At 68.0% G+C, this 25235-nt stretch carries 27 protein-coding genes; 20 read left to right on the top strand and 7 right to left on the bottom strand.

Translation table 11 applies throughout. The features are described 5' to 3' along the window. Positions 1 to 279 precede the first annotated feature (279 nt). Both DFS13_RS25630 and DFS13_RS25625 read right to left on the bottom strand, forming a co-directional pair. Positions 280 to 1224: a GlxA family transcriptional regulator gene (locus tag DFS13_RS25630; protein WP_006483802.1), complete on the bottom strand. Its 945-nt coding sequence runs from the start codon at positions 1222 to 1224 to the stop codon at positions 280 to 282. 127 nt (positions 1225 to 1351) lie between these two features. Then, complete coding sequence (locus tag DFS13_RS25625) at positions 1352 to 2314, bottom strand: helix-turn-helix domain-containing protein (protein ID WP_006483804.1); 963 nt, start codon at positions 2312 to 2314, stop codon at positions 1352 to 1354. Positions 2315 to 2554: 240 nt separating this feature from the next. On the opposite strand from DFS13_RS25625, the gene DFS13_RS25620 reads away from it, so the two are divergent. From DFS13_RS25620 to DFS13_RS25590, 7 genes are read left to right on the top strand one after another with little or no spacing between them, the layout of a single operon-like run. Next, positions 2555 to 3712 (top strand): amine dehydrogenase large subunit, encoded by a 1158-nt coding sequence (locus tag DFS13_RS25620; protein WP_111442255.1) that lies wholly within the window; start codon positions 2555 to 2557, stop codon positions 3710 to 3712. 7 nt (positions 3713 to 3719) lie between these two features. After that, entirely contained in the window at positions 3720 to 4274 is a 555-nt protein-coding gene (locus tag DFS13_RS25615) for a MauE/DoxX family redox-associated membrane protein (RefSeq protein WP_111442254.1), read from the top strand. Beyond that, the gene (gene mauD, locus DFS13_RS25610) at positions 4271 to 4897 is read left to right on the top strand and encodes a methylamine dehydrogenase accessory protein MauD (RefSeq protein WP_034178328.1); all 627 of its coding nucleotides are present in this window, start codon (positions 4271 to 4273) and stop codon (positions 4895 to 4897) included. The genes DFS13_RS25615 and mauD overlap by 4 nt, the downstream gene beginning before the upstream one ends. 39 nt (positions 4898 to 4936) lie before the next feature. Next, positions 4937 to 5482: a methylamine dehydrogenase light chain gene (locus DFS13_RS25605; RefSeq protein ID WP_006483798.1), complete on the top strand. Its 546-nt coding sequence runs from the start codon at positions 4937 to 4939 to the stop codon at positions 5480 to 5482. Then, positions 5479 to 5979: a cytochrome c gene (locus DFS13_RS25600; RefSeq protein WP_006483796.1), complete on the top strand. Its 501-nt coding sequence runs from the start codon at positions 5479 to 5481 to the stop codon at positions 5977 to 5979. The genes DFS13_RS25605 and DFS13_RS25600 overlap by 4 nt, the downstream gene beginning before the upstream one ends. A gap of 38 nt (positions 5980 to 6017) precedes the next feature. Further along, positions 6018 to 6506 carry a cytochrome c gene (locus DFS13_RS25595; protein WP_111442279.1) on the top strand — a complete coding sequence of 163 codons (489 nt, stop codon included), beginning with the start codon at positions 6018 to 6020 and terminating at the stop codon, positions 6504 to 6506. Between the two features lie 33 nt (positions 6507 to 6539). Beyond that, positions 6540 to 8045: an aldehyde dehydrogenase family protein gene (locus DFS13_RS25590; RefSeq protein WP_006484740.1), complete on the top strand. Its 1506-nt coding sequence runs from the start codon at positions 6540 to 6542 to the stop codon at positions 8043 to 8045. Positions 8046 to 8099: 54 nt separating this feature from the next. Here the strand turns inward: DFS13_RS25590 and DFS13_RS25585 are convergent, their stop codons facing one another. Next, positions 8100 to 8543: a DMT family transporter gene (locus DFS13_RS25585; RefSeq protein ID WP_006484755.1), complete on the bottom strand. Its 444-nt coding sequence runs from the start codon at positions 8541 to 8543 to the stop codon at positions 8100 to 8102. Positions 8544 to 8664: 121 nt separating this feature from the next. On the opposite strand from DFS13_RS25585, the gene DFS13_RS25580 reads away from it, so the two are divergent. Further along, the gene (locus DFS13_RS25580) at positions 8665 to 9546 is read left to right on the top strand and encodes a LysR family transcriptional regulator (protein WP_111442253.1); all 882 of its coding nucleotides are present in this window, start codon (positions 8665 to 8667) and stop codon (positions 9544 to 9546) included. Positions 9547 to 9597: 51 nt separating this feature from the next. Here DFS13_RS25580 and DFS13_RS39980 read toward each other — a convergent pair whose 3' ends face one another. Then, positions 9598 to 9831, bottom strand: coding sequence for a hypothetical protein (locus DFS13_RS39980; RefSeq protein ID WP_124550714.1), 234 nt, complete (start codon positions 9829 to 9831; stop codon positions 9598 to 9600). A 378-nt stretch (positions 9832 to 10209) separates the two neighbouring features. Here DFS13_RS39980 and DFS13_RS25570 point away from each other — a divergent pair, with 378 nt between their 5' ends. The 6 genes from DFS13_RS25570 (at position 10210) to DFS13_RS25545 (ending at position 15940) form a co-directional block, all read left to right on the top strand. Next, entirely contained in the window at positions 10210 to 11163 is a 954-nt protein-coding gene (locus DFS13_RS25570; protein ID WP_006498766.1) for a choline ABC transporter substrate-binding protein, read from the top strand. Positions 11164 to 11224: 61 nt separating this feature from the next. After that, on the top strand, positions 11225 to 12154 hold the full coding sequence (locus DFS13_RS25565) for a 3-keto-5-aminohexanoate cleavage protein (RefSeq protein ID WP_006484708.1): 930 nt from the start codon (positions 11225 to 11227) through the stop codon (positions 12152 to 12154). Positions 12155 to 12246: 92 nt separating this feature from the next. Further along, on the top strand, positions 12247 to 13212 hold the full coding sequence (locus tag DFS13_RS25560) for an L-carnitine dehydrogenase (protein ID WP_006484739.1): 966 nt from the start codon (positions 12247 to 12249) through the stop codon (positions 13210 to 13212). Positions 13213 to 13215: 3 nt separating this feature from the next. Beyond that, positions 13216 to 13704, top strand: a complete 489-nt coding sequence (locus DFS13_RS25555; RefSeq protein ID WP_006498767.1) for a thioesterase family protein — start codon at positions 13216 to 13218, stop codon at positions 13702 to 13704. A 50-nt stretch (positions 13705 to 13754) separates the two neighbouring features. Then, positions 13755 to 14711, top strand: a complete 957-nt coding sequence (locus tag DFS13_RS25550) for an alpha/beta hydrolase (RefSeq protein ID WP_111442252.1) — start codon at positions 13755 to 13757, stop codon at positions 14709 to 14711. A 23-nt stretch (positions 14712 to 14734) separates the two neighbouring features. Continuing rightward, the gene (locus DFS13_RS25545; RefSeq protein WP_048985087.1) at positions 14735 to 15940 is read left to right on the top strand and encodes a TauD/TfdA family dioxygenase; all 1206 of its coding nucleotides are present in this window, start codon (positions 14735 to 14737) and stop codon (positions 15938 to 15940) included. A gap of 193 nt (positions 15941 to 16133) precedes the next feature. Here DFS13_RS25545 and DFS13_RS25540 read toward each other — a convergent pair whose 3' ends face one another. The 3 genes from DFS13_RS25540 to DFS13_RS25530 all read right to left on the bottom strand — a co-directional run bounded on the left by DFS13_RS25540 (position 16134) and on the right by DFS13_RS25530 (position 18086). Further along, a complete protein-coding gene (locus DFS13_RS25540; RefSeq protein WP_006484704.1) occupies positions 16134 to 16433 on the bottom strand; it encodes a DUF4148 domain-containing protein in 300 nt (99 codons plus the stop codon). A gap of 214 nt (positions 16434 to 16647) precedes the next feature. Further along, complete coding sequence (locus DFS13_RS25535) at positions 16648 to 17634, bottom strand: oxidoreductase (RefSeq protein WP_006484712.1); 987 nt, start codon at positions 17632 to 17634, stop codon at positions 16648 to 16650. A 161-nt stretch (positions 17635 to 17795) separates the two neighbouring features. Further along, positions 17796 to 18086, bottom strand: coding sequence for a DUF3331 domain-containing protein (locus DFS13_RS25530; RefSeq protein WP_006484717.1), 291 nt, complete (start codon positions 18084 to 18086; stop codon positions 17796 to 17798). A gap of 666 nt (positions 18087 to 18752) precedes the next feature. Here DFS13_RS25530 and DFS13_RS25525 point away from each other — a divergent pair. The 6 genes from DFS13_RS25525 to DFS13_RS25500 all read left to right on the top strand — a co-directional run bounded on the left by DFS13_RS25525 (position 18753) and on the right by DFS13_RS25500 (position 25181). Next, a complete protein-coding gene (locus DFS13_RS25525) occupies positions 18753 to 19517 on the top strand; it encodes an SDR family oxidoreductase (protein WP_006484753.1) in 765 nt (254 codons plus the stop codon). Between the two features lie 57 nt (positions 19518 to 19574). Beyond that, positions 19575 to 20417, top strand: coding sequence for an ureidoglycolate lyase (locus DFS13_RS25520; protein ID WP_006484749.1), 843 nt, complete (start codon positions 19575 to 19577; stop codon positions 20415 to 20417). Positions 20418 to 20440: 23 nt separating this feature from the next. Next, on the top strand, positions 20441 to 21718 hold the full coding sequence (locus tag DFS13_RS25515; RefSeq protein WP_111442251.1) for an L-fuconate dehydratase: 1278 nt from the start codon (positions 20441 to 20443) through the stop codon (positions 21716 to 21718). 70 nt (positions 21719 to 21788) lie between these two features. Next, positions 21789 to 22565 (top strand): SDR family oxidoreductase, encoded by a 777-nt coding sequence (locus tag DFS13_RS25510; RefSeq protein ID WP_111442250.1) that lies wholly within the window; start codon positions 21789 to 21791, stop codon positions 22563 to 22565. Between the two features lie 12 nt (positions 22566 to 22577). Then, a complete protein-coding gene (locus tag DFS13_RS25505) occupies positions 22578 to 24116 on the top strand; it encodes a sugar ABC transporter ATP-binding protein (RefSeq protein ID WP_111442249.1) in 1539 nt (512 codons plus the stop codon). Positions 24117 to 24143: 27 nt separating this feature from the next. After that, on the top strand, positions 24144 to 25181 hold the full coding sequence (locus DFS13_RS25500) for an ABC transporter permease (RefSeq protein WP_006484738.1): 1038 nt from the start codon (positions 24144 to 24146) through the stop codon (positions 25179 to 25181). The last annotated feature ends 54 nt before the right edge of the window (positions 25182 to 25235 follow it).

Below are 25235 nucleotides of genomic sequence, written 5' to 3'. Positions count from 1 at the left end.
ACGGCGAAGCGAGCATCGTCATGTCATACCCCTCGGATCGGATCGATATCGGTTGGCAGCCTGCGTGGCGCGATGCGCGTCGAGACGCGGCGTGCCGGTCCGTTAGGCTGCCTATCTAACTTTTTTTGGTATGTTACAGAATATTTTCAGCGACATTCCAAATTATTTTCGACGATCGCTTCGGTCGGTCGATCAATCGCCGGTATTGTTCAGCGGGCGGCGGGAAACGCTGCCGGAACGCGCAATACCGCGCCGGATTGTGATTAAAAGCTGCGACGATCAGCGTGTCGCCCGCCGGTCGCTGCGCGGGCTCATCCCGAATCGCGCGCGATAGGTACGCGAAAAATGCGACGGCGATTCGAAGCCGCACGCGACGCACACCGACGTGATGCTCATGTCGGTCTGCTGCAGCAGTTCGCGGGCGCGATCGAGACGCAGGTTCAGGTAGAAGTGCGTCGGCGTGTCGTTCAGCGTCGCGCTGAACAGCCGCTCGAGCTGGCGCCGCGTGATCGAGACTTCCCGCGCGAGCGCGTCGGAGCCGAGCGGGTTGTCCATGTGCCGCTGCATCGTGCCGATCACCTGGATCAGCTTGCGGTTGTGCACGCCGTAGCGCGCGGCGATCTCGAGCCGCTGGCTGTCCGAGCGTTGCCGGATGCGGCTCACGACGAACTGCTCGGAGATCGCCGCCGCGAGGTCGGCGCCGTGCCGGCGACCGATCAGGTCGAGCATCATGTCGATCGACGCGGTGCCGCCCGCACAGGTGATGCGCCGGTCGTCGATCTCGAACAGCTCCTGCGTCGCATTCAGGCCGGGATAGCGCTCGCGGAATGCGGCCAGCGCTTCCCAGTGCAGCGTGAGCGGCTGCGACGCGTCGAACAGCCCGGCTTCCGCGAGCACGAAGCTGCCCGTATCGATGCCGCCGAGCGTTGCACCATGCCGGTGCTGGCGGCGCAGCCAGTCGCCGAGCGTGCGCGTGTAGCACACGAGCGGATCGAAGCCCGCGACGACGAACACCGTATCGACCTGCGGGACGTCCGCGCACGCGGCCTCGGCGGCGACCGGAATGCCGTTGCTCGCGGTGACGGGCGCGCCGTCCGCGCTGATCACGTGCCAGCGATACAGTTCGGTGCGAAAGCGGTTCGCGACGCGCAGCGGCTCGACCGCGGACATGAAGCCGAGCGCGGAAAAGCCGGGCAGCAGCAGGAAATGGAAATCCTCGGGCATCGGGGCAGGGGATCGAATCCGGTGGTCGTCGCGTATCGCGCGACGCGCCGAGCGAGCCGGCGCGGGCCGCGCCCGGTTCGCAGGCGCAGAACGGTCAAGCCGGGATTATCGCGGGTTTTGCCGGTGCTCAGCGCGTTTTTGCGTCGCGCATCGTGCGGCGCGCCGTTGCCGACGGCAGTTCGCCGAACTGGGCCTTGTACGCTTTCGCGAAATGCCCGAGATGAATGAAGCCCCAGCGTGCGGCCGCCTCGCTGATCGGCAGGTCGGATTGCCGCGTGTCGAGCAGCAGGCGTCGGACTTGCGCGAGGCGCAGCGAGCGTGTGTAGTTGAGCGGGCCCGTCTGCACGACCGACTGGAAGCTGTTCTGCATCGTGCGCCGGCTGACGCGCAGTTGCGTGCACAGGCTCAGGATGTCGACGGGCGCTTCCGGGTGCTCGATCACGTAGTCATGCACGCGGCGCACGATGTCGGCGTGGCATGCGTGCGTGAGCCGGTTCGGCGGCTCGGGCATCCGGTACGTGAGGAGATCGACCAGCACATTGCCGACCTCGGCGCGGATCGCGCACTGCGCGCGTGCCGCGTCGAACGTATCGGGCGCCGACAGCACGCGCTCGAGCAGCGTCGCGAGTTGCATGCTCGCACGTTCGCGCGCGGCGACCGGCACCTCCACGACGCCGTGCCGCAGCGTGCGTGCGTCCAGCCGGACGTCGGCGGCATCTTCGATCTGCTGCATCAGTTCGGGGTGGACGACCACCCCGATCAGCGACATCTCGTCCGGTGAATGGAGTTCGAACGGTGTGCCGCCACGCGCCATCACGATCGTGCCGCGCTCGACGCGCGCGCCGCCGAACGCGAAGGCGCCCGAGCCGGTGAGCGGCATCCCGAACACCGTATGGCCGTGTGGCAGACATCCGCGCTGGATGATGCGCACGTTTGCCGTTTCCTGGAACAGCTGCACGCCGTCGAGCACCGCGTGTTTGACCGCGCTGCGATACGCGCCGGAACCGATCTGGTCGTAACGCTGGTTCCAGCCGCGCAGCGCCTCGGCATGCCGGTCTGCGTCGTCGAACCTCTGATGTAACACGAGCACGGTGCCTCCGGCGATCGTTCGGACCGCGCAAGATTAAACCGACCGAGCGGTCGGCGCAATCAGGGCGAGCGCTATTCCGCGCGGGTGTTTCAGAGGGTCGGAAGGCACGCGGCCGCGCGGCTTTCACACGCATTTCCAATATCCCGAATCGGCACGCACACGTTGCCGGTCCGGGTGCTGACGGCATTTATTGTCGAACTACAGTCGCCCCACATAACGTGAATTCCCACTGGAGGCGGCATGAGGACAAGGCGACGAACCGCGGCGCTCGCGGCGACGCTGGCGTTGGCGGCGGCATGGGCCGGCAGCGCGAACGCGACGGAAAAACCCGAGGAACTGGTCGTGCAGAAGATGCCGCCGTGGCATCCGCACGAGATCTATATCGTCGACATCTCGATGCCGTCGATGACGGACGGGCGCATCTACGTCTACGACGCCGACGCGAAGAAGCTGCTCGGCCAGATCGACGGCGGCTTCGGTCCCGGCTTCGCGATCGCGCCCGACCGCAAAGCGAGTGTCGTCGCGACGACCTACTTCTCGCGCGGCTCGCACAGCACGCGCACCGACGTCGTCGAAATCATCGACAACACGACGCTCGATCATGCGGGCGAGATCGTGATTCCGGCGAAGCATGCGCAGCACGTGCCGTCGCCGTACAACACCGCGTTCAGCGCCGACGGCAAGCGGTTGTACGTCGCGAACATCACGCCGGCCGCCTCGGTGACCGTGATCGACGCCGTATCGAAGAAGGTGCTGTCGGAGATCGACACGGCCGCATGCGTGCTCGCGTATCCGGGCGATAACGACCGCTTCACCGCGCTGTGCGAAAGCGGCAAGGCGCTGACCGTCACGCTCGACGCGAACGGCAAGGAGGCGAAGCGCACGATGTCGGACGCGTTCATCGACGTCGACAAGGATCCGGCGTTCGTGAACGCGTCGCGGTACAAGGGCGACTACCTGTTCACCACCTACGGCGGCAACGTGCGCAGCGCCGATTTCAGCGGCGACAAGCCGGCATTCGGCAAGCCGTGGTCGCTGCTGACGGACGCCGAGCGCGCCGAAGGCTGGCGGCCGGGCGGCATGCAGCAGACGGCCGTGCAGGCGAAGCAGAACCGTTACTACGTGCTGATGCACAAGGGCACCGACGGGTCGCACAAGGATCCCGGCACGCAGGTGTGGGTGTACGACCTGAAGTCGAAGCAGCGCGTCGCGCGCTGGGATCTCACGCAGCAGAAGGTCGAGCCGCTCGTGTCGATCCAGGTCAGCGAGGACGACAAGCCGCTGTTCTACGGGCTGACGGCGACCTCCGATCTCGTCGTGATGGATGCGCGTACCGGCGCGCTGCAGCACGTCGAGAAGCAGATCGGCAACACGTCGTCGCTGCTCGTCAACCCGTGAGGCCGCGATGACCCTCGATCCCGTACTCGCCACCAGCGCGCAGGCCGGCGCGGCCGTCGTGGTGCTGCTCGGCGCCTTCGCGAAGATGCGCCGGCCCGCCGCATTTCGCCAGGCACTCGCCGGCTACCGGCTGCTGCCCGACGCGCTGACCGCGCCCGTCGCGTTCGCGCTTCCGCTCGCGGAAGCGCTCGGCGCCGCGGCGCTGCTGTTTCCCGACACGCGCACGGCCGGCGCGATCGGCCTGATCGCGCTGCTCGTGGCGTTCGCGGCCGGGCTCGCGATCAACCTGCTGCGCGGCCACACCGACATCGACTGCGGCTGTTTTGGCTTCACCACCGCCCGTGCGGACGCACCGCGCGGCATCGGCTGGCTGCATGTCGGCCGCGTGCTGCTGCTCGTCGCGCTGGCCGCGACCGCGTTCGTCGAGCCGGGCACGCGCGCCGTCGTGTGGTTCGACTACCTGACGCTGTTCTTCTCCGTGCTGCTGATCGTCTGCGCGCTGCTCACCGTCGACGTGCTGCTCGCCAACGTGCCGCGCCTTTCCCACCTGAGGAATTCATGATGCAAACCGCTCTCACCGTTTCCACCGCCCTGCTGTGGGTGGCCGTCCTCGCGCTCGGCGCGATCTGCCTCGCGCTGGTGCGCCAGATCGGCATCCTGTACGAACGCATCATGCCGGCCGGCGCGCTGATGATCGACAAGGGGCCGGCCGTCGGCGCGATCGCGCCGACGTTCGAACTGACCGACATTCGCGGCGCGCACGTGAAGGTCGGCGGCATCGACGCCTCGGGCAAGGCCACGCTGCTGTTCTTCCTGTCGCCGACGTGCCCCGTCTGCAAGAAGCTGCTGCCGCTGCTGCCGTCGCTGCAGGCCAGCGAAGCGACGCCCGTGAACATCGTGCTCGCGAGCGACGGCGATGCCGACGAACACACGCGCTTCGCGCGAAAGCACGACCTCGGGCGCTTCCCGTACGTGCTGTCGCAGGAGCTCGGCCTCGCGTACCAGATCGGCAAGCTGCCGTACGCGGTGCTGCTCGACGAAACCGGCACCGTGCGCGCGAAGGGGCTCGTCAACACGCGCGAGCACCTGGAGAGCCTGTTCGAGGCGAAGGAGCGCGGCGTCGCGTCGCTGCAGCAGTTCGTGCACGGCGATCACAGCCACGATGCGCACGCGCAGCACGCATGACCGGCCGAACCTTTTTCAACGTCATTGGAGAACGACGACATGGGCGTGTTTGATTCATGGTTCGAGCGGTCGGCGCGCGGCGTCGCGCAGCACAGTTCGCGGCGCAGCGCGATGGCAAGGCTCGGCAAGGTGCTGGTCGGTTCGGCGCTGCTGCCGTTGCTGCCCGTCGATCGCACCGCGTATGCGGCCGATGCGGCGTCGGGTCCGTCGGGCGCATCCGGCGCCGCCGCCGCGGGTGCGAGCGACGATCCGATGAGCTGCGACTACTGGAAATACTGCGCGATCGACGGCTGGCTCTGCAGCTGCTGCGGCGGCACGTCGAGCAGTTGCCCGCCGGGCACGACGCCTTCGCCGATCACGTGGATCGGCACCTGTCGCAACCCGCACGACGGGTCGGACTACATCGTGTCGTACAACGACTGCTGCGGCAAGACCTCGTGCGGCAAGTGCTTCTGCAACCGCAACGAGCGCGAGAAGCCGCTGTACAAGCTGTCGCTGAACAACGACATCAACTGGTGCATGGCGAACGGTAACTCGAATTACCACTGTTCGGTTTCGGTTCTGCTGGGAGCGGCGAAGCAATGAAAGTGAAGCAAGCAGGAAAGCGCATCGTTGCATGCATGACGGCCGCGACGGCCTTCGCGTTGCCCGGCGCGGGCAACGCACAGGAAACCGTGCGTTACCCGGCCGGGAAAGGCCTGTTCGACGCGCAGTGCGCGGTGTGCCACCAGGCGGGCGGGAAAGGGCAGGACGGCCTCGCGCCGCCGCTGACCGAGTATCCGGGCAAGTACGCGACGGTGGAAGCCGGGCGTGCTCAACTGATCGCGACGCTGCTGCACGGGATGTTCGGCGAGATCGAGGTGCACGACAAGCGCTACAACTTCAAGATGCCGTCGTTCGCGAGCGCGAGCGACGACGACATCGCGCACTTGCTCAATTACGTCGTGTTCGACCTCGATGCGCAGCACGGCGATGCGAAACCGTTCACTGCGGCCGATATCCGGGCGGCGCGCGCGAAGCCGATGGACGGCGCGGCCGTGCATGCGCAGCGCGCGGTGGTGATCAAGGGGCTCGGCCTGTGAGCGGCGCGTGCTCGCCGGCGCGGCGCACGTGCTGCGCGGTGGCGTCGCGGCTGGGCAGCGTGGCGCGTCGCGTGTCGGGCTGGCTGCTGCTGGCGGGCGCGTCGGCGTGCGCGTTTGCCACGTCCGCGCGGGCCGACGGTGCGGCCGACGCCGTGCTCGCCCGGCAACACTGGGTGCTCAACTGCATGGGCTGCCACACGGCGACGGGCGGCGGCATTCCCGGCAAGGTGCCGCCGCTCGCGAATTCGCTCGGCTATTTCACGCATGTGCCGGCCGGGCGCGAGTACGTGATGCGCGTGCCCGGCGCGTCGAACTCGGCGCTGTCGGATCGGGAGCTGGCCGACGTGCTGAACTGGGTGCTCACGACGATGAACCGCGATGCACTGCCGCGCGACTTCAAGCCTTATACGGCCGCGGAAGTCGCCGCGCACCGCCGCCCCGCGCTGTCCGACGTCGCGACCGAGCGCGCCGGTCTCGTCCGCGCGTTGCAGGCGCGCGGCATCGACGGCGTTACGGATCGCTACTGACCGACTCACTCAACGAATCAAGGAAACGTGAACATGGAGACGAACGAAACCTTTGCGCTGCTCGACGCGACGCGCGCGTTTCTCGCGAAGCCGAAGCAGATGCTGATCGGCGCCGAATGGAGCGATGCCGCGTCGGGCCGCCAGCTCGATGTGGTGAACCCGGCCGACGGCACCGTGATTGCGCGCGTGCCCGAAGCGGACGAGCGCGACGTGCAGCAGGCGGTCGCCGCCGCGCGCCGCGCCTTCGATGCGGGCCCGTGGCGCACCGCGAAGACCACCGACCGCGAGCGCCTGATGCTCGTGCTGGCCGACCTGATCGAAGCCAACGCGCGCGAGCTGGCCGAGATCGAATCGCTCGACAACGGCAAGCCGGTGATGGTCGCGCAGGGGCTCGACGTCGCGATGGCCGCGCAGTGCTTCCGTTACATGGCCGGCTGGGCGACGAAGATCGAAGGCAGCGTGATCGATGCCGGCATGCCGTACCTGCCGGACAGCGAGATCTTCGCCTATACGAGAAAGGAACCCGTGGGCGTGGTCGGCGCGATCATCCCGTGGAATTTCCCGCTGCTGATGGCCGCGTGGAAAATCGCGCCGGCGCTCGCGACCGGCTGCACCGTCGTGCTGAAGCCTGCCGAGGATACGCCGTTGAGCGCGCTGCGGCTGGGCGAGCTGATCCAGGCGGCCGGGTTTCCGGACGGTGTCGTCAATATCGTCACCGGCTACGGTCACACGGCGGGCGCCGCGTTGTCGCGCGATCCGCGCATCGACAAGATCGCGTTCACCGGATCGACGCAGACGGGCAAGACGATCGGCCACGCGGCGCTCGACAACATGACGCGGATGTCGCTGGAACTCGGCGGCAAGTCACCGGTGATCGTGCTGCCCGACGTCGATCTCGACAAGGCCGCCCAGGGCGTCGCGAACGCGATCTTCTTCAACCAGGGGCAGGTGTGCACGGCCGGCTCGCGCGCCTACATCCATTCGAAGGTGTTCGACGGCGTGATCGAGCGCGTCGCGAAGATCGCCGCGAGCCTGAAGATCGGCCCGGGGATGGACCCGGCAACGCAGATCGGCCCGCTCGTCTCGGCGAAGCAGCGCGAGCGCGTGTGCGGTTACATCGACTCGGGGTTCGGCGAGGGCGCGCGTGCCGCTGCGGGCGGCCGCGCGATCGACGGCCCCGGCTTCTTCGTCGAACCGACGGTGCTGGTGGATACGACGCAGGCGATGCGCGTGGTGCGCGAGGAGATCTTCGGGCCGGTGCTCGTCGCGATGCCGTTCGACGACGTCGATACGGCCGTGCAGCTCGCGAACGACACGCCGTACGGCCTCGGCGCGAGCATCTGGTCGAACGATCTGTCCGCGATCCACAAGCTGGTCCCGCGTATTGCCGCGGGCACCGTGTGGGTCAACTGCCACTCGCTGCTCGACAACGCGCTGCCGTTCGGCGGGATGAAGCAGTCGGGCTTCGGCCGCGAACTCGGTCGCGCGGTGATCGACCAGTACACGGAAAGCAAGTCGGTGATGATGAACTACGCGTGAGCGTCGCGGCGAGCGCGTGCGTGGCCGGCGGATCGGGAACGCACGCACGCGCTGTCAAGCGCGGATCAGCACGACCCCGAGGATGAGGCACGCCGCGCCCGCGACGCGGATCGGGCTCGCCGAATGCTGCTGGATGCCCAGTATGCCGAAGTGGTCGAACACGAGCGCGCCGGTCATCTGGCCGACGACGATCAGCGCGAGCGTCGTCGCCGCGCCCAGGCGCGGCACCATCAGGATCGCGACGCCGACGAATACCGCGCCGAACACTCCCCCCGTCCAGCTGAACCACGACCCCGCCCCGGAAAACGTGCCGCTCAGGCGCGGATGAGGCGACAGCAACGCGACCGCCAGCATCGCGGCGAGGCCGACGAGATAGCTGACCGAGCCGGCCCACCACGGTGAGCCGATCTGCGCACGCAGGTTCGCGTTGAGCACCTGCTGCAACGCCACGCTGATGCCGGCCGCCACGACCAGCAGGTAAGACAGGAGGGTAGCCACGACGATGAACGCTCCGCAAGGATGGCCGCAACGGTGATTCCGGCACGGAAGGCTTTCATTCTGCGGAGCACGCCGGTATAACGCAAATATCGAATCTGGCGTTCATCCATCTCGTTTCGGCATGCCATCACTCCGGCAAATCCAGTATTTCCTGACCGTGGCGGACCTCGGCGGCTTCACGCCGGCCGCGGGCGCGCTTCATGTCGCGCAGTCGGCGCTCAGCCGGCAGATCGGCCAGCTCGAGGACGAACTCGGTTTCGTGCTGTTCGACCGCGAACCAAGGGGCGTGCGGCTCACGCCGGCCGGCGCGATCTACCGCGAACGCGTGGCGTCGATCCCGGCCACGCTGACGGCGGCTGCCGACGAAGGCTCGCAATTGTCGCGCGGGGAAGCCGGCGTGCTGCGGCTGCTGCATTCCAGTACCGTGCCCGTCAGCAGCCTGATGCCGGATCTCGACCGCTTCATGCGGGATTGTCCGGGCGCGCGGATCGATCTCGACCGCGCGTCGTCCGAGGATCAGGTGACCGAAATCGCGAACGGCCATGCCGATATCGGGATCGTTCGGCTGCCGGTGCTGCGGCGCGATGCACGCGTGCGCTTCGTCGAACTGGCGGCCGAGCGCCTGTGCGCGGCGGTGCCTGCCGATCACGCGCTCGCGGGCCGCGAGCGCATCGCGATCGCGCGGTTGCGGCGGGAGCCGTTCGTGTCGGCCGTGTATCGCGAGCGGGGCGGCCTCGCGCGCGTCGTCATCGATCTGTGCCTGAAGCGGGGCTTCGTGCCGGTGGCCGCGCGGATCGTGTCGCCGAAGACGTCGATGCTGAATCTCGTCGCGGCCGGCCGGGGCGTGGCGATCGTGCCGGCGCGGATGGCGAGCGTCGGGATCGACGGCGTCGTGTTCGTGCCGATTTCCGATGAAGACGCGAAGTCGGTATGCGCGCTGGTGCTGCCGGCGGAGCCGACGGTGCTCGCGCAGGCGTTCGTGCGGGTGGTGACGGCGGGCTGAACGGCGCGCTTCCTGATCGACACGCGGGTTCGATCGAACCGACGTCATGACTCAGACGCGGTACCCCGCGTCGCGCATCAACCGCCGCGATAGCTCGCCGCGCGGGCCTTCCGCGTCGAATCGCGCGCCAAGTTTCGCATTCGCACCGCGCGTCACGCCGCGATGCATGGCCACGATGATGGCAAAAAGGGCGACGACGAAGAAAGCGACAAGCATCGTATTGCTCCTGGCCGAAGAAACCGGAGACGGACATCGCGACGGCCGGTCATGTTCGTCTCCGTCCATTTCAGTTATACGCAGTACCCGGGCCCGGGGCGGCGCGGCAACTGGCGGGCCGCGCGCGATCGCCCGGCGGCTTCCAGCATAGGGCCCGCCCACGGCATCCGGCGACGTGTCGGAAGTCTGTCAGCAAGGCCGTGGCGGAATCGAAAGGCGTGCGCCGCTTCCGGGCAATCCCGCCGATCCCCCAAAAAACCCCAAACCCCCGTCAGGAAAGCCTCAAGCGCAAGCTAGTGGTTTCCACTCATAGTCGCAAACAGGCAAGAACAGGTCGCCGCCGGTCTTCTCGCGGCGAATATGGCTCGTTACTTTTACTCCCACGATGCAGGCCGGCGCACACTCCGCGCACCGGCTGCCGCGAGACCAACCGGGAGGAATCGAACCATGAAGTCGACGAAGATCGCCGCGCTCGCCGCGGCCGTGCTGGCGACCGGCGCGTTCACGCACGCCGCGCTTGCCGAGACGGAGGCCGCGACCTGCCGCACCGTGCGTTTCGCGGATATCGGCTGGACCGACATCACGTCGACCACCGCGCTCGCGTCGACCGTGTTCGAGGCGCTCGGCTACAAGCCGACCACGACGATCGCGTCGGTGCCGATCTCGTTTGCCGGCCTCAAGAGCAAGCAGCTCGACGTGTCGCTCGGCTACTGGTGGCCCGTGCAGCAGAAGCAGCTGCAACCGTTCCTCGACAGCAAGTCGATCAACGTCGTCGAACCGCCGAACCTGTCCGGCGCGAAGGCGACGCTCGCGGTCCCGAGCTATGAATACCAGGCCGGCCTGAAGACCTTCGACGACATCGCGAAGCATCGTGCGGAGCTCGACGGCAAGATCTACGGGATCGAGCCGGGCAGCAGCGCGAACGCGACGATCCAGAAGATGATCGACACGAACCAGTACGGGCTCGGCGGCTTCAAGCTCGTCGAATCGAGCGAGGCCGGGATGCTGGTGACGGTCGAGCGCGCGATCCGCGAGAAGAAGTGGGTCGTGTTCCTCGGGTGGGAGCCGCATCCGATGAACATCCAGCTCAGCATGAACTACCTGTCCGGCGGCGACGCGGCGTTCGGCCCGAACTACGGCGAAGCGCGCGTGTACACGCTGACCGCGCCCGACTTCATCGCGCGTTGCCCGAACGCGGGCAAGCTCGTGACGAACCTGCGCTTCTCGACGCAGCTCGAGAACCAGCTGATGCAGTCGGTGATGAACAAGACCAAGCCGGCCGAGGCCGCGAAGGCATACCTGAAGAAGAACCCGCAGGTGCTCGATCCCTGGCTCGCGGGCGTCAAGACGTTCGACGGCAAGGACGGCCTGCCTGCCGTGAAGGCGTATCTCGGCCTGTAACGGCCGGCGCCCACGCGCTATCTGCAATGCGACACAACCCGAATCAAGCGAGGCATCCAGCATGAACCACGAAGTCATCATCACCTGCGCCGTCACGGGCGCGGGCGATACGGTCGGCAAGCATCCGGCGATTCCGGTCACGCCGAAGGAGATCGCGGCCGCCGCGATCGAAGCCGCGAAGGCCGGCGCGACGGTCGCCCACTGCCACGTGCGCGATCCGCAGACGGGGCGCGGCAGCCGCGACCCGAACCTGTATCGCGAGGTGGTCGACCGCATCCGCTCGGCCGACGTCGACGTGATCATCAACCTGACGGCCGGGATGGGCGGCGATCTCGAGATCGGCCCGGGCGAGGACCCGATGCGCTTCGGCAAGGGGACCGACCTGGTCGGCGGCCTCACGCGCCTGGCGCACGTCGAGGAGCTGCTGCCCGAGATCTGCACGCTCGACTGCGGCACGCTGAATTTCGGCGACGGCGACTACATCTACGTGTCGACGCCCGCGCAGTTGCGCGCCGGCGCGAAACGCATCCAGGAACTCGGCGTGAAGCCGGAACTGGAGATCTTCGATACGGGCCATCTGTGGTTCGCGAAGCAGCTGCTGAAGGAAGGGCTGCTCGACGATCCGCCGCTGTTCCAGCTGTGCCTCGGCATTCCGTGGGGCGCGCCGGCCGACACGGGCACGATGAAGGCGATGGTCGACAACCTGCCGCCGGGCGCGCACTGGGCCGGCTTCGGGATCGGCCGCATGCAGATGCCGATGGTCGCGCAGGCGATGCTGCTCGGCGGCCACGTGCGCGTGGGCCTCGAAGACAACATCTGGCTCGACCGCGGCGTGCATGCGACCAACGGCACGCTCGTCGAACGCGCCCGCGAGATCGTCGAACGCCTCGGCGGCCGCGTGCTGACGCCGGCCGAGGGCCGCCGCAAGCTCGGCCTGCCGGCGCGCGGCGAGCGACTGCTCGAACGCCGTGCGGTTGCCGAATTCGCGTGAGCCGTTTCACCGTCTCGCCGACTGAATGACATGGCGGCGTGCGTCTCCGCGCGGCCGCCCCCGATTTCCCCTGATTTGAAGGATGCGTTGACATGGCTGTGAAGACCGACATCAAGACGTTTGCCGCCATCGGCACCGGCGTGATCGGCAGCGGATGGATTTCCCGCGCGCTCGCGCACGGTCTCGACGTGGTCGTGTGGGACCCGGCGCCGGGCGCCGAAGCGCGGCTGCGCGCGAACGTCGCGAACGCGTGGCCCGCGCTCGAACGCGTCGGCCTCGCACCGGGCGCCGATCCCGCGCGGTTGCGGTTCGTGTCGACGATCGAGGCGTGCGTCGCCGATGCCGATTTCATCCAGGAAAGCGCGCCCGAGCGCGAAGCGCTGAAGCTCGAACTGCACGAGCAGATCAGCCGCGCGGCGAAGCCCGACGCGATCATCGCGTCGTCGACGTCGGGGCTGTTGCCGACCGATTTCTACGCGCGGGCGACGCATCCGGAGCGCTGCGTGGTCGGCCACCCGTTCAACCCCGTGTACCTGCTGCCGCTCGTCGAGGTGCTCGGCGGCGCGCGCACGTCGCCGGAAGCGGTCGAAGGCGCGATGGAGATCTATCGCAAGCTCGGCATGCGGCCGCTGCACGTGCGCAAGGAAGTGCCGGGCTTCATCGCGGATCGTTTGCTCGAAGCGTTGTGGCGCGAGGCGCTGCATCTCGTCAACGAAGGCGTCGCGACCACCGGCGAGATCGACGATGCGATCCGCTTCGGCGCGGGCATCCGCTGGTCGTTCATGGGCACGTTCCTCACCTACACGCTGGCCGGCGGCGACGCGGGCATGCGACACTTCATGCAGCAATTCGGCCCCGCGCTCGAACTGCCGTGGACGAAGCTGGTCGCGCCGACGTTGACCGACGCGCTGATCGACAGCGTCGTCGAAGGCACGACCGAACAGCAGGGCACGCGCAGCATCAAGGAGCTCGAACGCTATCGCGACGAGTGCATCACCGAGGTGCTGAAATCGATCGCCGCGGTGAAGGCGCGGCACGGGATGCGATTCGAGGACTAGACGATGACGGGCGATACCCCGCTGACGATTTACCGCGACGTGGTGCGGCCCGAATGGGTCGACTACAACGGCCACCTGCGCGATGCGTTCTATCTGCTGATCTTCAGCTTCGCGACCGATGCGCTGCTGGATCGCATCGGCCTCGACGACGCCGCGCGTCGCGAGCGGGGCCGCTCGGTCTATACGCTCGAAGCGCACGTGAACTACCTGCACGAGATCAAGGAAGGCGCGCCGGTGCGCGTCGATGCGCGCGTGCTGGCGCACGACGCGAAGCGGCTGCATCTGTATCTCGAACTGTTCGCCGACGGGCATGACGACGCGGTATCGGCGAGCGAGCAGATGCTGCTGCACGTCGATACGCGCGGCGGTGCGAAGTCGGCGCCGTTCGACGACGACGTGGCCGCGCGCGTGGCCGAACTGCACGCATTGCAGCGCGATTGCGCGGCGCCTGCTTATGCGGGCCGCGTGATCGGGTTGCCGCCGCGGCGCTAGCGGCGCGCGTCATCTTTTCCATCGTCGTCCTCGATCGCGGAGCGCACACGATGCTCGAACCGGAAATTGCGGCGTTCGTCGCGGCCGTCGACGCGTGGTATCCGGCCGATGCGGCGGCGCGCTCGCACGACGAGCAGCGCCGCCTCTACGACCGCTTCGCGGCCGAATGGACGCCGGCCGCACTGCCGGCCGGCATCGTGCGGCAGGACGCCGTGTGGCACGCGCCGGACGGCCGCCCGATCGCGCTGCGGCGCTATACGTCCGCGCACGGCACGCCACGCGGCACGGTGTTGTTTTTTCATGGCGGCGGTTTCGTCGTCGGCTCGCTCGACAGTCATGCGCTGATCACCGCGCAACTGGCGGCCGATACCGGCCTCGACGTGATCGCCGTCGACTATCGGCTGGCGCCCGAACACCGCGCGCCGGCCGCGCTCGACGATTGCGTGGAAGTCACGCGCGCCGCACGCGATGCGCGCTGGCCGTTCGGGCCGTGCGCGCATCCGCTGACGCTCGCGGGCGACAGCGCGGGCGGGATGCTCGCGGCGGCGGTGGCGACCGCGCTGCGCGATGCGGGCGAACGCAACGTGGACGGCATCGCGCTCGTCTATCCGATGCTCGGTTTCGAACCGCAATCGCCCGCGCGCGAAACGGAAGCGCACGCGCCGATGCTGACGCTCGACGACGTGCATCGCTACCGCGCGCTGTACTGGAACGGCGACCTGTCGGCCGTGCTGCTGAACGATGACCCGCTGCTGCGCGCGTCGGTGCCGCTCGAAGCCACACGCTTCGACGGCTTGCCGCCGGTGCTCGCGATCGGCGCCGAGCACGATCCGCTGCGCGACGATGCGCGCGTGTACGTCGAGCGGATTCGCGCGGCCGGCGGGGTCGCGCACGGCTGGATGGGAGAGGGGCTGGTGCATGGCTGCTGGCGCGCGCTCGGAACGAGCCCGCAGGCCGCACGGATGCACCGGATGGTCGGCGGGTTCTTGCTCGCACCACACGCGTAGCGGGCGTTTTCGGGGAGGCAACGATGCAGGCAGCGGCGCAACACCGTATCGAGGACTGGCGGACGTTTTCGGCCGACGCGGCCATCGCGGCGGCGACGATCGGCGATGGCGCGGTGGACGTCGAGTGGAGCGACGCGCGACGCTCGCCGTTCCATTTCGACTGGCTGCGCGACAACTGCGCGTGTTCCGCGTGCGTGCACGCGATCACGCGCGAACAGGTGTTCGAGATCGCCGATGCGCGCGAGGATCTGTCCGCGCTCACCGTGCACGTCGAAGCCGATGGCGCGCTGCATGTGGAATGGAACGACGGGCACCGCAGTGCGTGGTCGCCGGGCTGGTTGCGTGCGCACGCGTACGACGACGCATCGCGCGCGGAGCGTCTGGCCGCGCATCGGCGGCACGTATGGACCGGCGACGATGCGACGGCGATCGGCGTGTTCGCGTGGCGCGACGTGATGGAGGACGACCGCGCGTTGCTGGCATGGCTCGGCGCGTTGCAGCGCACGGGGTTGACGCTCGTCGAAGGCGTGCCGGCCGAGCGCGGCCGTGTCGACGAGATCGCGCGCCGCGTCGGCCTGATCCGCGAAAGCAATTTCGGCGTGCTGTTCGACGTCGAATCGAAGCCGCGCCCGGACAGCAATGCGTATACGTCGCTGAATCTTCCGCCGCACACCGATCTGCCGACGCGCGAATTGCAGCCGGGCGTGCAGTTCCTGCACTGTCTCGCGAACGACGCGACGGGCGGCGACAGCATTTTCCTCGATGGCTTCGCGCTCGCGGATGCGTTGCGGCGCGAACATCCGGACGATTTCGAGCGACTCGCATCGACGCCGTTCGAGTTCTGGAACAAGAGCGCGAACAGCGACTACCGCTGTTCGGCGCCGGTGATCGGGCTCGATGCGCGCGGCCATGTGACGGAGGTGCGTGTCGCGAATTTCCTGCGCGGCCCGCTCGATGCGCCGGCCGGCGCGGTGACGGCCGTCTATCGTGCGTATCGGCGGTTCCTCGCGCTGGCGCGCGAGCCGCGTTTTCGCGTGCAGCGCCGGTTGCGGGCCGGCGACATGTGGGCGTTCGACAACCGGCGCGTGCTGCACGCGCGCACCGAGTTCGACCCGTCGACGGGCCGCCGGCACTTGCAGGGCTGTTACGTCGATCGCGACGAGTTGCTGTCGCGGTGGCGCGTGCTGTCGCGATCGGCGCCGGCCGGGGCTGCGGCCGCGGCGCGCTGACCGACACGCACGGCGCCTTCTCGCACACCTGTTCGGGAAAAAGCACCCGGACGCCAGGCGTCCGGGCGAAGCCACCCGCTGCCGGGCGGCGGAGGTATGCGTTTCACAAAAAAGACGAGCCCCGCGAAGGGGGCTCGTCCGGACTGCTTGACTTCAGCGCGCGACGCGCGGCGCCCGCCGGGGGCGCGTCGGCTTACTGGCCGAAGAAGATCGAGTCGCGTGCGTTCGACGACGCGGCAGCCGGTGCGCCCGAGTGGACGAGCGGAGCCGGTTGCGCGCCGTAGCCGCTGGTGTCGGCGCCATGAACGCGCGCTTCGGCGCTCTGGATGTCGTTCGGGTAGTACGGGCTCGACAGACCCGGCTTGTAGCCGGCCTTTTCGAGCTGGACCAGTTCGTTGCGCACTTGAGCGCGCGTCACGGTGCTTTGGGCGAATGCGCCGAACGAAGCGGACAGGGCGGCAGCGGCAACGACTGCGGAAACGAGCGATTTCATGGTGACCTCCGGTGTTTTATTGAGTTCGCTCTCGACACCATGTCTTGAGCGATTGATCAAATCTTAGTCACCGGGCGGTTCAGGGTAAACGCTGATTTTGACGATAGATTGTTTCCTGTCTGGTAACAGTGGAGCGTCGAATCAGTCTTTCAACGGGCTTTCTTTTCGGTTGCCGTAATAAGTATGAAGAATATCGAGATCGCGCGCGGGCGGTTCAGCGTGCTTCGGCCGCCGCATCGAACGGCCGGCCCGGCGCGCGTGCGGCGGGCGCCCCGGCGCTGAGGAAGCGCACGCCCGTGGCGGCTTCCGAGGCCTCCCACAGCAATGCCGCCGACGCCACGTTGCGTGCCGCGCGCGGTACGCTCGCCGGCGCCGGCAGCCCGCGCGACTCGAACCAGCCGGACGGGCCGATGTACGCGCCGCCCGCCAGATCGGGCGACGTTGCCGCATGGATCGCGGGCAGCGCGCCCTGGTCGGCCGGCTGCGCGAGATAACGGTTCGCGGCACGCATCAGCGCGGCGCGGGCCGGGGAACTGTCCATCGCCGGGCCCGCGAACTGCAGGTTGGTCGCCGCGTAGCCGGGGTGTGCGGCGACGCTGATGCCGGCGAACGCCGCGCGCTCGAAACGGCGCTGCAACTCGATCGCGAACACGAGGTTCGCGAGCTTGCTGTCGCAGTAGGCGAGATAACGGTTGTAGCGCTGCGTGGCGCGCAGGTCGTCGACACGAATCCGGCCGCCGCGGTTGAAGCCGCTCGACATCGTGACGACGCGCGCCCGGCGCGCGGCGCGTAGCGCCGGCAGCAACTGGCCGGTCAGCGCGAAATGGCCGAGGTGGTTGGTGCCGAATTGCATCTCGAAGCCGTCGCGCGTGTGCCGCAGCGGCAGGAACATCACACCGGCGTTGTTGCAGAGGATGTCGACGCGGCCGTGGCGTTCGCCGACGTCGGCGGCGAAGCGGGCGATCGACGCGAGATCGGCGAGGTCGAGCGGATCGACTTCGACGCGGGCATGAGGATGAAGCCGGCGGATCGCGTCGGCCGCCTGCGCGCCGCGTGCGGCGTCGCGGCAGCCCATCACGACCGTCGCGCCTTTCGCGGCCAGCGTTTCCGCGAGCTGCCAGCCGAGACCGCTGTTGGCGCCGGTCACGACCGCGATCTTGCCGCCTTGCGCCGGGACGTGGCGTGCGCTCCATGCATGCATGTCTGCCTCCATCGGCGCAGCCGGTTGGCCGCGGCACGTAATCGTTACATTGAGTGGTGTAACGATAGTGCGGGCGGACGGAGCAGACAAGCGGGGGAACTAGACCGGCGCTTCTAGGGCTGGCGCGTGGCGCCGCGAGCCCGGCGCGCGGCCGGCAGGTGTTACCTGCTGCCGGCCAGCGCGAGCACTTCGGCGGCGGAGATCATGGCGGCGGCGTTCGCGGGGGCCGGGCGCTCGGCCGGGCGGAACACTTCGTCGCCGCGATGGATGACCTGGCGCGACAGCGCGCAGGTGCCGGTGCGCTGCGCGAAGCGGCGGCGCCAGCGCTGTTCGCCGTAGTGACAGCGGCCGGGTTCGACCCAGCGGACGACGAGCAGCGTATCGGAACGTTCGAGGATTTCGACGTGGACGTCGGCGGGATCGAGCGCAGGCAGGGATTTGGAGGCCTTCATTTTGCCGTTTCCTAAAGCCCGTGCGGGTTCGGCCATGGCAGTGGGGTGTCACTACCCAAGGGGAATCCGTAGGGGTTTCCATGAGTGGTGCGCTAAATGTAAGCGTCTGTGACCGGAAAAAACATCCTGTCTGGCTCAAATTACCTTTTGCCGATTTAGAAACAATCCACGCTTATTTTCTTGAAAAACCAAGGACAAAAAGCCCCGGACGGGGACGTCCGGGGCGGAAAATCGGCCCGCGCGCCGTGTCTGCTCGCCCAGTCACGGGATACATCGCCGGAGGACGGAGGTGCCCGCAGGGATCCTGCGCGGGCGGGGAGGCGATGTACCGGAAGCGCGGTCCGGCAACGCCATGATGGCGTGCGCCACCCGTTGACACCCTGACGCGAACATGACTTTTTTGTCAGGTTGCGCCGCTCGCCGTGCCGAACGGCGCCGAAGAATCGGCGCAAAGGCCCGCCCGTATTGGCTTTGCGCGGATCGCCCAAGCAAAGCCTCGACGCCGCTCTCACGCCGAATCCTCATCCGCCGGACGGGTTCCCAGCCCCGGGTAAATACTGAATTCCGATTTCGTGACAAATGCGGGATCCGTTCCTATGATTGGTTGGACCTTTAGTCCTTTGTGCCAATCGGCCGACTGGCGGCCGGCTTTTTCGGAGAGTGCTCATGAGATTGCAGGGCAAACGCGCGCTGGTGACGGCGGCCGGGCAGGGCATCGGCCGTGCGACCGCGCTGCGGTTCGCGCGCGAGGGCGCCGACGTGCTGGCGACCGACATCAACGAAGCCGCGCTGGTGCGGCTCGAAGCCGACGCCGAGCGCGCGGGCGGACGGCTGGTCACGCGGCGGCTCGACGTCACCGACGCGAACGAGGTGGCCGCGCTCGCCGCGAGCGAACGCGCATTCGACGTGCTGTTCAACTGCGCGGGCTACGTGCACCACGGCTCGATCCTCGACTGCGACGACGACGCGTGGGCGTTCTCGCTGAACCTGAACGTCACGTCGATGTACCGGCTGATCCGCGCGCTGCTGCCCGCGATGCTCGAAGCCGGCGGCGCGTCGATCGTCAACATGGCGTCGGCCGCGTCGAGCGTGAAGGGCGTGCCCAACCGCTTCGTGTACGGCACCACCAAGGCGGCCGTGATCGGGCTGACCAAGGCGGTGGCCGCCGATTTCGTCGAGCGGGGCATCCGCTGCAACGCGATCTGCCCGGGCACGATCGAATCGCCGTCGCTCGAGCAGCGGATCGCCGACCAGGCGCGCACGCGTCACGTGTCGACCGACGAGGTGCGCCAGGCGTTCGTCGCGCGCCAGCCGATCGGCCGCATCGGCACCGCGGACGAAGTGGCCGCGCTCGCGCTGTACCTGGCGTCCGACGAAGCGTCGTTCACCACCGGCACGATTCACCTGATCGACGGCGGCTGGTCAAACTGACCGCGTCAAACTGACCGCCCCTTTCCATTCACTTTCCGTTTCCGTTCGGACGACGATATGAAACTGCTGAGATTTGGCGACAAACACCATGAAAAACCGGGCCTGCTGGATGCGCAGGGCCACATTCGCGATCTGTCCGGCGTGATCGACGACATCGCCGGCGACGCGCTGACGCCCGCGTCGCTCGCGCGGCTGCGCGACATCCCGCCGTCGTCGCTGCCGCTCGTCGAAGGCACGCCGCGGCTCGGCGCGTGCGTCGGCCGCGTCGGCAAGTTCATCTGCATCGGGCTCAACTACTCGGATCACGCGGCCGAATCGGGGATGGAGGTGCCGAAGGAGCCCGTCGTGTTCGGCAAGTGGACGAGCGCGATCTCCGGCCCGAACGACGACGTCGAAATCCCGCGCGGCTCCGAGAAGACCGACTGGGAAGTCGAGCTCGGCGTGGTGATCGGCCAGGGCGGCCGCTATATCGACGAAGCCGATGCGCTGTCGCACGTCGCCGGTTACTGCGTCGTGAACGACGTGTCGGAGCGCGAATATCAGCTCGAACGCGGCGGCACGTGGGACAAGGGCAAGGGCAACGACACGTTCGGTCCGCTCGGGCCCTGGCTCGTGACGGCCGACGAAGTGCCCGATCCGCACGCGCTGCGGCTGTGGCTGGACGTGGACGGCCACCGCTACCAGAACGGCTCGACCGCGACGATGGTGTTCCGCGTGCCGCACCTGATCAGCTACCTGAGCCGCTTCATGAGCTTGCAGCCGGGCGACGTGATCTCGACCGGCACGCCGCCGGGCGTCGGCCTCGGGCAGAAGCCGCCCGTCTACCTGCGCGCCGGACAAGTGATCACGCTCGGCATCGACGGGCTCGGCGAGCAACGCCAGCGCACCGTGCAGGCCTGATTCCCTTTAACGGACGGTTCGTCATGCCTATCATTCGATCGATGCGCGTCCTCGACGTGCGCTTTCCGACCTCGCGCCAGCTCGACGGCTCCGACGCGATGAATCCGGACCCCGATTATTCGGCGGCCTACGTCGTGCTCGAAACCGACCACGACGGGCTCGAAGGTCACGGGCTCACGTTCACCATCGGGCGCGGCAACGAAATCTGCTGTGCGGCGATCGACGCGATGCGTCACCTCGTCGTCGGCCTGGACCTCGACTGGATCCGCGAGGACATGGGCCGTTTCTGGCGGCACGTCACGTCGGACAGCCAGTTGCGCTGGATCGGCCCCGACAAGGGCGCGATCCACCTGGCGACGGGCGCCGTCGTCAATGCGGTGTGGGATTTGTGGGCGAAGGCCGTCGGCAAGCCGCTGTGGCGGCTCGTCGCCGACATGAGTCCGGAGGAGCTGGTGCGGGCGATCGACTTCCGCTACCTGACCGACTGCCTGAGCCCGGACGAAGCGCTCGAGCTGCTGCGCCGGCAGGCGGCCGGCAAGGCCGCGCGGATCGCCGCGCTCGAGCGCGACGGCTACCCGTGCTACACGACGTCGGCCGGCTGGCTCGGCTACAGCGACGACAAGCTGCGCCGGCTGTGCCGCGAGGCGGTGGAAGAAGGCTTCGACCACGTGAAGCTGAAAGTCGGCGGGAACCTCGAGGACGACATCCGCCGCGTGACGATCGCGCGCGAGGTGATCGGCCCCGACCGCAAGCTGATGATCGACGCGAACCAGGTGTGGGAAGTCGACGAGGCGATCGACTGGGTGCGCGAGCTCGCGTTCGCGCGGCCGTGGTTCATCGAGGAGCCGACGAGCCCCGACGACGTCGAAGGGCATCGCAAGATCCGCAAGGCGATCGCGCCGGTGCAGGTCGCGACCGGCGAGATGTGCCAGAACCGCGTGCTGTTCAAGCAGTTCATCGCGCGCGGCGCGATCGACGTCGTGCAGATCGACGCGTGCCGGCTCGGCGGCGTGAACGAGATTCTCGCGGTGATGCTGATGGCCGCGAAGTACGGGCTGCCGGTGTGTCCGCATGCGGGCGGCGTCGGCCTGTGCGAGTACGTGCAGCACCTGTCGATGATCGATTACGTGTGCATTTCCGGCACGAAGGAAGGGCGCGTGACCGAGTACGTCGACCACCTGCACGAGCATTTCGTCGAACCGTGCGTGGTGCGCGGCGCGGCGTACATGCCGCCGACGGCGCCCGGTTTCTCGATCGAGATGAAGCCCGAATCGCTGGAGCAATACCGGTTCCGCGGCTGACGCGGGGCGACGCGCGACGGCGCGCCGCGCGCGCCGTGCGCGGCGACAACATGAACGACGGAGACGCGAAGTGGATTTGAATCTGCAAGACAAGGTCGTGATCGTGACCGGCGGTGCGTCGGGCATCGGCGCCGCGATCTCGATGCGGCTGGCCGGCGAGGGCGCGATACCGGTGGTGTTCGCGCGCCACGCGCCCGACGACGCATTCTGGCGCGAACTCGCGCGCAAGCAGCCGCGCGCGGCGTGCATGAGCGTCGCGCTGCAGGACGACGCGCAGTGCCGCGACGCCGTCGCGCAGACCGTCGCGCGCTTCGGCCGCCTCGACGGCCTCGTCAACAACGCGGGCGTCAACGACAGCATCGGGCTCGACGCCGGACGTGATGCGTTCGTCGCGTCGCTCGAACGCAACCTGATCCATTACTACGTGATGGCGCACTACTGCGTGCCGCACCTGAAGGCGGCGCGCGGCGCGATCGTCAACATTTCGTCGAAGACGGCCGTGACCGGGCAGGGCAACACGAGCGGCTATTGCGCGTCGAAGGGCGCGCAGCTCGCGCTGACACGTGAATGGGCGGTCGCGTTGCGCGACGACGGCGTGCGCGTGAACGCGGTGATTCCCGCCGAGGTGATGACGCCGCTCTACCAGCACTGGATCGCCGGTTTCGACGATCCGGCGGCGAAAGTCGCGGAAATTGCCGGCAAGGTGCCGCTCGGCCGGCGCTTCACGACGGCCGACGAGATCGCCGATACGGCCGTGTTCCTGCTGTCGGATCGCGCATCGCACACGACGGGCCAGTGGCTGTTCGTCGATGGCGGCTACACGCATCTCGATCGTGCGATCAGTTGAGGGCCGCGTTCCATGCAACCCGACCCGACCCCGAACACCCCGCCGCCGCTGATCGCGCTGACCGGCATCGGCAAGCGCTTTCCGGGCGTGCAGGCGCTCGACGATTGCCGTTTCGACCTGCATGCGGGTGAAGTGCATGCGCTGATGGGCGAGAACGGCGCCGGCAAGTCGACGCTGATGAAGATACTCGCGGGCGTCTACCAGCGCGACGCGGGCGAGATCCGGATGGACGGCCGCCCGGGGGAGATCGCCGACCCGCGTGCCGCGCAGGCGCTCGGCATCGGCATCATCCATCAGGAACTGAACCTGATGAATCACCTGAGCGTCGCACAGAACATCTTCATCGGCCGCGAGCCGCGCGGCCGCTTCGGCGTGTTCGTCGACGAAGACAGGCTGAACCGGGACGCTGCCGCGATCTTCCAGCGGATGCGGCTCGATCTCGATCCGCGCACGCCGGTCGGCCGGCTGACGGTCGCGAAGCAGCAGATGGTCGAGATCGCGAAGGCGCTGTCGTTCGACTCGCGCGTGCTGATCATGGACGAGCCGACCGCCGCGCTGAACAACGCGGAGATCGCCGAGCTGTTCCGCATCATCCGCGACCTGCGCGCGAACGGCGTCGGCATCATCTACATCTCGCACAAGATGGACGAGCTGCGCCAGATCGCCGATCGCGTGACCGTGATGCGCGACGGCAAGTACGTCGCGACCGTGCCGATGGCGGACACGTCGATGGACACGATCATCTCGATGATGGTCGGCCGCCAGCTCGATGCGCAAACCCGCACGCCGCCCGATACGTCCGCGAACGAGATCGCGCTCGAAGTGCGCGGGCTGTCGCGCGGCCGCGCGATCCGCGACGTCGGCTTCACGGTGCGGCGCGGCGAGATCCTCGGCTTCGCCGGGCTGATGGGCGCGGGCCGCACCGAGGTCGCGCGCGCGGTGTTCGGCGCGGATCCGGTCGACGCGGGCGAGATCCGCGTGCACGGCAGGGCCGTGACGATCCGCACGCCGGCCGACGCCGTGAAGTTCGGCATCGGCTACCTGTCCGAGGATCGCAAGCACTTCGGGCTCGCGGTCGGGATGGACGTGCAGAACAACATCGCGCTGTCGAGCATGCGCCGCTTCGTGCGCCGCGGCATGTTCCTCGATGCGCGCGGGATGCGCGAGGCCGCGCAGTCGTACGTGCGCCAGCTCGCGATCCGCACGCCGTCGGTCGCGCAGCCCGCGCGGCTCTTGTCGGGCGGCAACCAGCAGAAGATCGTGATCGCGAAGTGGCTGCTGCGCGACTGCGACATCCTGTTCTTCGACGAACCGACGCGCGGCATCGACGTCGGCGCGAAAAGCGAGATCTACAAGCTGCTCGACGCGCTGGCCGCCGACGGCAAGGCGATCGTGATGATCTCGTCGGAGCTGCCCGAGGTGCTGCGCATGAGCCACCGGATCCTCGTGATGTGCGAAGGCCGCGTGACCGGCGAATTGCGCGCGGCCGACGCCACGCAGGAAAAGATCATGCAGCTCGCGACGCAGCGCGAGTCGACCGTATTGTCCTGAATCAGACGCTCAGACGCCTACCCGATCATGTCCAACGATACGCATCCCGTTCCGTCCCTGGCCACCGGCGACACGCCGGCCGCCGCAGCGAGCCTGAAATCGCGCTTCTTCAACCCGGCCGCGCGGCAGAAGCTGCTCGCGTTCGCGAGCCTCGTGCTGCTGATCGTGTTCTTCAGCTTCGCGTCGTCGAACTTCCTCGAAGTCGACAACCTCGTGTCGATCCTGCAGGCCACCGCCGTGAACGGCGTGCTGGCCGTCGCCTGTACGTACGTGATCATCACGTCCGGCATCGACCTGTCGGTCGGCACGCTGATGACGTTCTGCGCGGTGATGGCCGGCGTCGTGCTGACCAAGTGGGGCATGCCGCTGCCGCTCGGGATTCTGGCGGCGCTGGGCTTCGGCGCGCTGTCGGGCTGCGTGTCGGGCATCGTGATCGCGAAGATGAAGGTGCCGCCGTTCATCGCGACGCTCGGCATGATGATGTTGCTCAAGGGGTTGTCGCTCGTGATCTCCGGCACGCGGCCGATCTACTTCAACGACACGCCGGGCTTCACGTCGATCGCGCAGGATTCGCTGATCGGCAACCTGATTCCCGCGCTGCCGATCCCGAACGCGGTGCTGATCCTGTTCCTCGTCGCGATCGGCGCGTCGATCGTGCTGAACCGCACCATCTTCGGCCGCTACACGTTCGCGCTCGGCAGCAACGAGGAGGCGCTCAGGCTGTCCGGCGTGAACGTCGACGCGTGGAAGATCGCCGTCTACACGTTCAGCGGCGCGGTGTGCGGGATCGCCGGCCTGCTGATCGCGTCGCGGCTGAACTCCGCGCAGCCGGCGCTCGGGCAGGGCTACGAGCTCGATGCGATTGCGGCCGTCGTGATCGGCGGCACGTCGCTGTCGGGCGGCGCGGGCAGCATCGTCGGCACCATCATCGGCGCGTTCATCATGAGCGTGCTGACCAACGGCCTGCGCATCATGTCGGTCGCGCAGGAATGGCAGACGGTCGTGACGGGCGTGATCATCATCCTCGCCGTCTACGTGGACATCCTGCGCCGGCGGCGCCGCTGACGCAGGTACGGGCGCAAGCACGCATGGGCTTCACCGCCGGCCGGGCCGGCATTT

It is taken from the genome of Burkholderia sp. 28_3 (genome assembly GCF_003253915.1).
Classification (GTDB): Bacteria; Pseudomonadota; Gammaproteobacteria; order Burkholderiales; family Burkholderiaceae; genus Burkholderia; species Burkholderia cenocepacia.
The sequence above is the reverse complement of the archived record's forward strand: the minus strand, read 5'-3'. Positions and strand labels throughout refer to the sequence as shown.